The organism is Escherichia albertii NBRC 107761 = DSM 17582 (assembly GCF_000759775.1).
GTDB classification, from domain to species: Bacteria; Pseudomonadota; Gammaproteobacteria; order Enterobacterales; family Enterobacteriaceae; genus Escherichia; species Escherichia albertii.
This window is the reverse complement of the sequence record NZ_BBMY01000170.1, coordinates 1-7,508: the sequence shown is the minus strand read 5'-3', so window position 1 is coordinate 7,508 and position 7,508 is coordinate 1. Positions and strand designations below refer to the sequence as shown.

Below are 7,508 nucleotides of genomic sequence, written 5' to 3'. Positions count from 1 at the left end.
AGGGCAAGCTTACAAAAGCCCGTCCCACGCAAGGGCTGGCGTGGGAGAGTCTCTGCCTGTGGTTAATTTCGCAGCCCATGTATTAACTCTGCTTTGAAGATTTTATGATTTGTTGAAATATTCATCGCAACATATCTTGTTCATAAAAATAATCTGGCTGAGTTCCTCTTCTTATTTTGTAATTATCTTCGTTCATTATCACATCCAGATCTCAGTGCAGTTCATTCTTCACAAGCAGTAGCTTTGGATGGCAAAATATCTCTCAAATTAATAAATAACATGAATAACCGAATAAAAAACATAATCAACATCAATTATTAAATCATTAAAGACGCTACCGCTCTACCCTGATGAATTAATCTGCACATAGCCATCTTAACGTCATGCCCTCAATATTGAGTAATAGATATTATAAATTCAGAATTTATCAAATTTATTTCACAAATAAATACATGGAATAACATGCAAAATAATTATATTTTAAAAAATAGCAATGATTGAAAAACACCAACACTCATCCAGATATAAAGCGATTTGCGCCATTCGATAACATTCTTCTTTAACAGTACAGGCATGCCAGGTATCTGGCGCTCAGGATAATCACTAAAGATTAATGGAGTAAGCGCGGACGATAACTTGTCATTTTTTCACCAGTCACTTCAATTCCCACTTAACCTGCAAGGGTATGTTTTGCATCGTTTATCGATAACAGGTAGGATGCAGCGCCGACAGTTATACCCATAAAGAATAATGGTGAATCTTGTCATCGCCAGGATGAATAAACATTGTTCATGACGGCTTATAAGACTTCTTTCATTAAAACAATCAGGGAGCGCAATGAGTAAACACAACACCGACTCTTCAGATCAACACGCCGCGAAACGCCGCTGGCTTAATGCCCACGAGGAGGGATATCACAAAGCGATGGGCAATCGCCAGGTGCAGATGATCGCCATTGGCGGCGCGATTGGCACTGGTTTGTTTTTAGGCGCAGGCGCACGACTGCAAATGGCGGGTCCGGCGCTGGCGCTGGTCTATTTAATCTGCGGCCTGTTTTCATTTTTTATTCTGCGTGCATTGGGCGAGCTGGTATTACATCGTCCTTCCAGCGGCAGTTTTGTCTCTTATGCCCGTGAGTTTTTAGGCGAAAAAGCGGCTTACGTTGCCGGCTGGATGTACTTTATCAACTGGGCGATGACGGGCATTGTCGATATCACCGCGGTCGCGCTGTATATGCACTACTGGGGGGCGTTTGGCGGTGTGCCCCAATGGGTGTTTGCTCTCGGCGCGCTGACTATCGTGGGCACCATGAACATGATCGGCGTGAAATGGTTCGCGGAGATGGAATTCTGGTTTGCGCTGATCAAAGTGCTCGCCATTGTAACCTTCCTGGTCGTGGGTACAGTGTTTCTCGGTAGCGGTCAACCGCTCGATGGCAACGCAACTGGCTTTCACTTAATTACCGATAATGGTGGTTTCTTCCCGCACGGTCTGCTGCCTGCTTTGGTGTTGATTCAGGGCGTAGTGTTTGCTTTTGCATCGATTGAGATGGTGGGAACTGCCGCCGGTGAATGTAAAGATCCGCAGACCATGGTGCCAAAAGCGATAAACAGCGTGATTTGGCGCATTGGCCTTTTTTATGTCGGTTCTGTGGTTCTGCTGGTCATGTTGTTGCCATGGAGCGCGTATCAGGCTGGGCAAAGTCCATTTGTGACTTTCTTCTCTAAACTGGGCGTGCCGTACATTGGCAGTATTATGAATATTGTAGTGCTGACCGCGGCCCTCTCCAGCCTGAACTCGGGTCTGTACTGCACCGGACGTATTTTGCGCTCAATGGCGATGGGCGGTTCTGCACCTGGTTTTATGGCGAAAATGAGCCGCCAGCATGTACCGTATGCCGGAATTCTGGCGACGCTGGTCGTTTATGTCGTCGGCGTATTCCTCAACTATCTGGTACCGTCGCGCGTATTTGAGATTGTGTTGAACTTCGCGTCACTGGGAATCATCGCTTCATGGGCGTTTATCATCGTTTGCCAGATGCGTCTGCGTAAAGCGATTAAAGAAGGCAAAGCAGCGGATGTCAGTTTTAAACTCCCGGGCGCCCCCTTCACTTCCTGGCTGACCTTGTTGTTCTTGCTAAGTGTACTGGTATTGATGGCGTTTGATTATCCGAACGGAACTTATACCATCGCTGCGTTGCCGATTATCGGTATTCTGCTGGTTGTAGGTTGGTTTGGCGTGCGCAAACGCGTTGCCGAAATTCACAGCACAGCCCCCGTAGCCGAAGAAAAAAAACAGGAAATCGTGTTTAAGCCAGAAACAGCAAATTAATTGCGTAAATTGCCCGGCTGCGTGCCGGGCAATTTCAGATTGCTGACGAAGTGGTCGTTGTTTGTGCCGGATGCGTCGCGAGCGCCTTATCTGGCCTACAAAAGACAAACTCCGCCATATCTGTTACAGCGCAATACGAATCACATCATCCGGCTGAGTCGCTTCCTGCTGCTTAGTCGATTTTTGCTTCACACTGACATATAGCGTTTTACCATCGGCAGATAGCGCCAGGCTGTTCGGATGAGTCGGTGTATCAAACGTTTTCACCACTTTGTAAGTTTTCGCGTCAATCACACTGACTTTACCTGCCTGACGATGAGTGACATAAGCTTCATCACGCACAGGGTTAAACAGCACTGCCAGAGATTCCGGTGCCGCTATCTTCGCCAGAATATTACCATTACGGATATCGACGACTAACACTTCTGCTGCTTTAGAGTCGGTGATAAACGCACGCTGGTTGGCAGTATCGAGACTGATGTTGATAAAGAAGTGCTCTTTGCCATCATCCAGCAGCTTTTTACGGCTCAGAATTTTGTTGTCGGCGGTGTCGATAGTAATCAACTCACCGTCGGCATTGGTGGTATACAGACGTTTGCCTTTACTATCCAGCGCCAGACCAGTGCTCATTTTACCGGTGTTCTGGATGGCGGTTTTCAGTTTGATATTCTCACCATCAACCACCCAAATCACGCTCTCCTTACCAATACCGCTGATGTAAATGGTATTCGTGGCATCGTCGGCTACCAGTTCACGCGGCTGTAACGGACGCACCTCTTCGGTACGCTTACGCTCATCGAGCACCAGACGCCCTTTCACTTCGCCCGTTTTGGCATCAATCGCCGTGACCGCGCCGTTTACCGTATTACCAAACCATAAAGTCTGGGTAGCGTTGTTGATAGTGGCGCCAAATGGTTTGAGATCGTTATGAATCGCCTGAGTAACTTCCAGAGTAACCGGATCGAGACGATAAACCACTCCGCCTTTATCCAGTTTGCGGCTTTGCGAAGTGGCGAGCCACAGCGCATTTTCCTGTTGGCTATAAGCCATTTCGTAGGCGCCTTTACCTACCGCTTTACGCAGCATTTCTTCTGCTGCCTGCGCGCTAAATGAAGAAGCAACAAGCAATGAACTTAACAGTAACGAACCACGCAGGCGCGATGAAAACAAATGACGTAAATGCATGACGACTCCCTTTGATGAACTGATATTTAGCAGCTTCACAATGCTTCGTTGAGCATAATCATAGTTACGCCCTTATTGTAAATGGGAATGGTAATCATTATTTTTTCAAATGTGGAGCTTTTCTTGCTGTTACGGCTACAATCACCACAATAAATTAACATTTTGCGCCATTTTGTTTTCTTTTGTTTTACAAAAAATTGCCATAACGGCGTCTTTCTATTCTTAACCTGGCTTTTTTCATGAAGATTTTTTCCGTCCGGGAAACTGTTTTACCTGTACTGATTGCCCTTTCCGCTTCCGCTTTTGCCGCCGTACTGATGAACAAATGATGATTGTCAGTACCGCGCCGCAGGTAGTTTCGGAACTGGACACATCGGTAGCAGTGAGTGTGGTTAATGGTGAAGAGGTGCGTCGTCAGGGGACTGAACGGGCATGGGATCAACGTTTCGCCGAAAATTTTCGTATGAAAGCGTCGTGGACGTGGCTTGACGCAACGTATCGTAGCAATGTTTGTAACGGTAATCGGATGCCCGGTATCTCTCGCAATATGAGCTTTGCGTCTTTAGGTTATGTACCGGAAGAAGGCGGATATACAGGTACAGAAGTACGTTATATGGGCGATATCATGGCGGATGATGAAAATACGGCAAAAGTGCCCTCTTATACACGCGTCGGTCTGTTTACCGGGTACAAGTTTAATTACCAAAATATGACTGTTGATGTATTTAACCGTGTCGATAATTTGTTTGATAAAGAATATATCGGTTCCGTTATTGTCAATGAATCAAATGGGCGTTATTACGAACCTGCGCCGGGGCGAAATTATGGTATCGACATGAATCTCGCCTGGCATTTTGAATAAAATTAATTTGTGGCGGCATAATGTCGCCACCCATTTTATTAATCATCCTCCGCCACGCGGATAACGACTTTGCCGAAGTTTTTACCTTCTAACAGGCCGATAAAGGTCTGCGGGGCATTCTCTAAACCATCGGTCATGTGCTCGCGATAGTGAATTTTTCCCTCTTTTACCCATTGTCCCATCTCCCGTTGAAATTCATGGATCCGGTGGCCGTAGTCCTGGCTGATAATAAAGCCTTGCAAACGAATTCGTTTTTTCAACACCGTCGCCATTAACAATGGTAAACGATCCGGCCCGGAAGGCAGTTCCGTGGCGTTATAGCCGCTGACTAACCCGCATACCGGGATCCGCGCAGAGGTATTGAGGAGCGGCAGCACCGCATCAAACACATTACCACCAACATTCTCATAATAAATATCAATGCCTTTCGGACAGGCTTTCGCTAACTGTTCGGCAAAATCATCTGCGTGGTGATCAAGGCAAACATCAAAACCCAACACCTCGGTTGCATGGCGGCATTTTTCTGCTCCGCCAGCAACCCCCACGATCCGGCAGCCTTTTAGTTTGCCAATTTGCCCTACCGTTGCGCCAACGGGTCCGGTCGCCGCGGCAACCACCAGTGTTTCGCCCTCTTTTGGCTGTCCGATATCCAGCAGCCCCATATAAGCAGTAAACCCGGGCATCCCCAGAATTCCCAGCGACCACGATGGATTTTGCGGATGATCGCCCAGTTTGACCAACTCATCGCCACTGGAAATCGCGTAATCCTGCCAGCCGTTGTAACTAAGAACCCAGTCACCGGGCTGATAATCAGGATGATTCGATTCCACCACTCGACTTACCGTACCACCCACCATCACACTGCCAATTTCAACAGGCGGTGAATAAGACGGTTCATCGCTCATGCGCCCGCGCATATATGGGTCCAGCGACAGATAGATTGTGCGTAATAACACCTGTCCCTCACCGGGTGTGGCGACCTCGTCTTCCTCCAGACGAAAATTATCCAGAACCGGCGCGCCATGTGGTCGCGAAGCCAGAACCCAACGGCGATTACGCTGCTTTTGTTGTCCCATAATGCTCTCCTGTGCTTTTAGCATGAATCTCTCAATAGTAGCAGGCTCACGGGATTGGTTTTATTTGCAGCCATCACACCGCTGCTACGACACGCAATAATTTCATCAAGGAATCCGTTGCTTCGGGTCATTTTCGATAGTATTCATAGCATCATCATTATTCGTCGTTTAATTGAGGCCAGACATGTCCATCCGTTTTGCCCGCAAAGCCGATTGTGCTGCGATTGCGGAAATTTATAACCATGCTGTGTTGTATACGGCGGCTATCTGGAACGATCAAACCGTGGATGCAGACAACCGTATTGCCTGGTTTGAAGCACGGACTTTATCGGGTTATCCGGTGCTGGTGAGCGAAGAGGATGGCGTCATCACGGGGTATGCCTCATTTGGCGACTGGCGCAGTTTTGACGGTTTTCGCCATACCGTGGAACATTCGGTATACGTTCATCCCGATCATCAAGGTAAAGGTCTTGGGCGCAAATTGTTAAGCCGCTTAATTGATGAAGCACGAGGCTGTGGCAAACACGTGATGGTCGCCGGGATTGAATCGCAAAATCAGGCCTCGCTGCATCTGCATCAGTCTCTGGGGTTTGTGACTACGGCACAAATGCCGCAAGTGGGCACTAAATTTGGACGCTGGCTGGACCTCACCTTTATGCAATTACAACTCGACGATCGCAGCGAACCGGACGCGCTCAGATGAACCACTCGCTCACCCTTGCTTTTCTGATCGCCGCCGGGATTGGTCTGGTAGTGCAAAATACGCTGATGGTACGCATCACCCAAACCACCTCCACGATCCTCATCGCGATGTTGCTGAATTCACTGGTAGGGATCGTGCTATTCGTGTCTATTTTGTGGTTTAAACAAGGGATGGCGGGGTTTGGCGAACTGGTCTCCAGCGTGCGTTGGTGGACGCTGATCCCCGGTTTACTGGGATCATTTTTTGTCTTTGCCAGTATCAGTGGATATCAAAACGTTGGCGCGGCAACCACCATTGCCGTACTGGTTGCCAGCCAATTAATTGGTGGTTTGGTATTGGATATTTTCCGCAGTCATGACGTATCTCTGCGCGCGTTGGCTGGCCCGATTTGCGGAGCGATTCTGCTCGTTATTGGCGCCTGGCTGGTTGCCAGACGCTCATTTTAATCAAAGGATCGTGCCACCTTTTGTTAACTGTTCGTGGCGCGCTTCCATATCTTCTTTATGTTTGCGTCCGTGATGAGCAATTGCAGTACGCAGACGCTGTTGCTGGGTATAGCGATCTTCCCGACTTAATTCCGCGTCATCGCTCAGGGCGATTAATAGTTCGTTCATATGGGCAATGACGCTCTCATCAATCGCGGCATCCACGCGCGCGATGACCTCTTCCAGATGCGACATACTTTCTCCTTAGCCACTTGTGAAAAATATCGACTCACCCAAATGATATAAGTCTGCGCAGTGCCGTCAAGCTAACGAGTAAGAATTAAAACAGAGAAAATAGCAGCGCCACCGGGAAGCTTATTGGCCATGTCACCCCCACAAGGAAAGCGCTCAGAAAGCGAATGCTCTTTTTATCGTAAGAAAGAAACCAGGTAATAATAAATGCGATAACTGCCATAACAGCATAAAAAATAAGTATGTATTGAAAGAGAGACATGTACAAACGTCCAGCCAGATAAATAAAATGCGCACGAATATGCGTCATTTTTTGATGTGTATCAAATTTTTTACCCGTTTGAGGAAAAAGCAGCAAACAATGACTTGCCCTTCCTGTCTTCAGAATGAGTATTATTGCGAATTTACTTAACCCGTACTATACCCATAGGGGCTATGATAAAAGGTGGCAAAAATGAACGTTTCCAGTAAAACAGTAATACTGATAAATGTCTTTGCTGCTGTTGGTTTGTTTACTCTTATCTCTATGAGATTTGGTTGGTTTATTTGAACTGTTGATTTTGCATGCAGCATCCACAGTCAGAGAGATACCCACTCCCTGACTGTGGATTAAGTTATCTCCCTCTTTTCTGATTTACAAAAATAGAGGGAGACTCTCGCCTCCCTCTTATTGG

8 protein-coding genes and 2 pseudogenes are annotated in these 7,508 nt (G+C 47.3%); 5 read left to right on the top strand and 5 right to left on the bottom strand.

What is annotated here, in order from left to right; translation table 11 throughout:
- Positions 1 to 512: 512 nt before the first annotated feature.
- Positions 513 to 608: pseudogene (locus tag EA14781_RS25890) on the bottom strand (glutathione S-transferase); the annotation flags it as partial.
- A gap of 229 nt (positions 609 to 837) precedes the next feature.
- On the opposite strand from EA14781_RS25890, the gene ansP reads away from it, so the two are divergent.
- Complete coding sequence (gene ansP / locus EA14781_RS21030; protein WP_000033772.1) at positions 838 to 2,331, top strand: L-asparagine permease; 1,494 nt, start codon at positions 838 to 840, stop codon at positions 2,329 to 2,331.
- 123 nt (positions 2,332 to 2,454) lie between these two features.
- Here the strand turns inward: ansP and yncE are convergent, their stop codons facing one another.
- Positions 2,455 to 3,516, bottom strand: a complete 1,062-nt coding sequence (gene yncE, locus EA14781_RS21025) for a 7-bladed beta-propeller protein YncE (RefSeq protein WP_000550699.1) — start codon at positions 3,514 to 3,516, stop codon at positions 2,455 to 2,457.
- A 394-nt stretch (positions 3,517 to 3,910) separates the two neighbouring features.
- Between yncE and EA14781_RS21020 the strand changes: the two are divergent.
- Positions 3,911 to 4,378, top strand: a pseudogene (locus tag EA14781_RS21020) (TonB-dependent receptor domain-containing protein); the annotation flags it as partial.
- A 38-nt stretch (positions 4,379 to 4,416) separates the two neighbouring features.
- On the opposite strand, the gene curA reads toward EA14781_RS21020, so the two are convergent.
- Positions 4,417 to 5,454, bottom strand: a complete 1,038-nt coding sequence (gene curA, locus EA14781_RS21015) for an NADPH-dependent curcumin/dihydrocurcumin reductase (protein WP_000531441.1) — start codon at positions 5,452 to 5,454, stop codon at positions 4,417 to 4,419.
- Between the two features lie 184 nt (positions 5,455 to 5,638).
- On the opposite strand from curA, the gene EA14781_RS21010 reads away from it, so the two are divergent.
- A complete protein-coding gene (locus EA14781_RS21010; RefSeq protein ID WP_000027568.1) occupies positions 5,639 to 6,157 on the top strand; it encodes a GNAT family N-acetyltransferase in 519 nt (172 codons plus the stop codon).
- The gene (locus EA14781_RS21005) at positions 6,154 to 6,603 is read left to right on the top strand and encodes a DMT family transporter (protein WP_001016708.1); all 450 of its coding nucleotides are present in this window, start codon (positions 6,154 to 6,156) and stop codon (positions 6,601 to 6,603) included. Before EA14781_RS21010 ends, EA14781_RS21005 begins: the two co-directional genes overlap by 4 nt.
- On the opposite strand, the gene ydcY is transcribed toward EA14781_RS21005, so the two are convergent.
- Together ydcY and EA14781_RS20995 are read right to left on the bottom strand one after the other, a co-directional pair.
- Positions 6,604 to 6,837, bottom strand: coding sequence for a DUF2526 family protein YdcY (ydcY, locus tag EA14781_RS21000; RefSeq protein WP_000018715.1), 234 nt, complete (start codon positions 6,835 to 6,837; stop codon positions 6,604 to 6,606).
- Positions 6,838 to 6,922: 85 nt separating this feature from the next.
- Positions 6,923 to 7,096 carry a GhoT/OrtT family toxin gene (locus tag EA14781_RS20995; protein ID WP_032278646.1) on the bottom strand — a complete coding sequence of 58 codons (174 nt, stop codon included), beginning with the start codon at positions 7,094 to 7,096 and terminating at the stop codon, positions 6,923 to 6,925.
- 192 nt (positions 7,097 to 7,288) lie between these two features.
- Here EA14781_RS20995 and yncL point away from each other — a divergent pair, with 192 nt between their 5' ends.
- Entirely contained in the window at positions 7,289 to 7,384 is a 96-nt protein-coding gene (gene yncL, locus EA14781_RS23950; RefSeq protein WP_071586021.1) for a stress response membrane protein YncL, read from the top strand.
- The last annotated feature ends 124 nt before the right edge of the window (positions 7,385 to 7,508 follow it).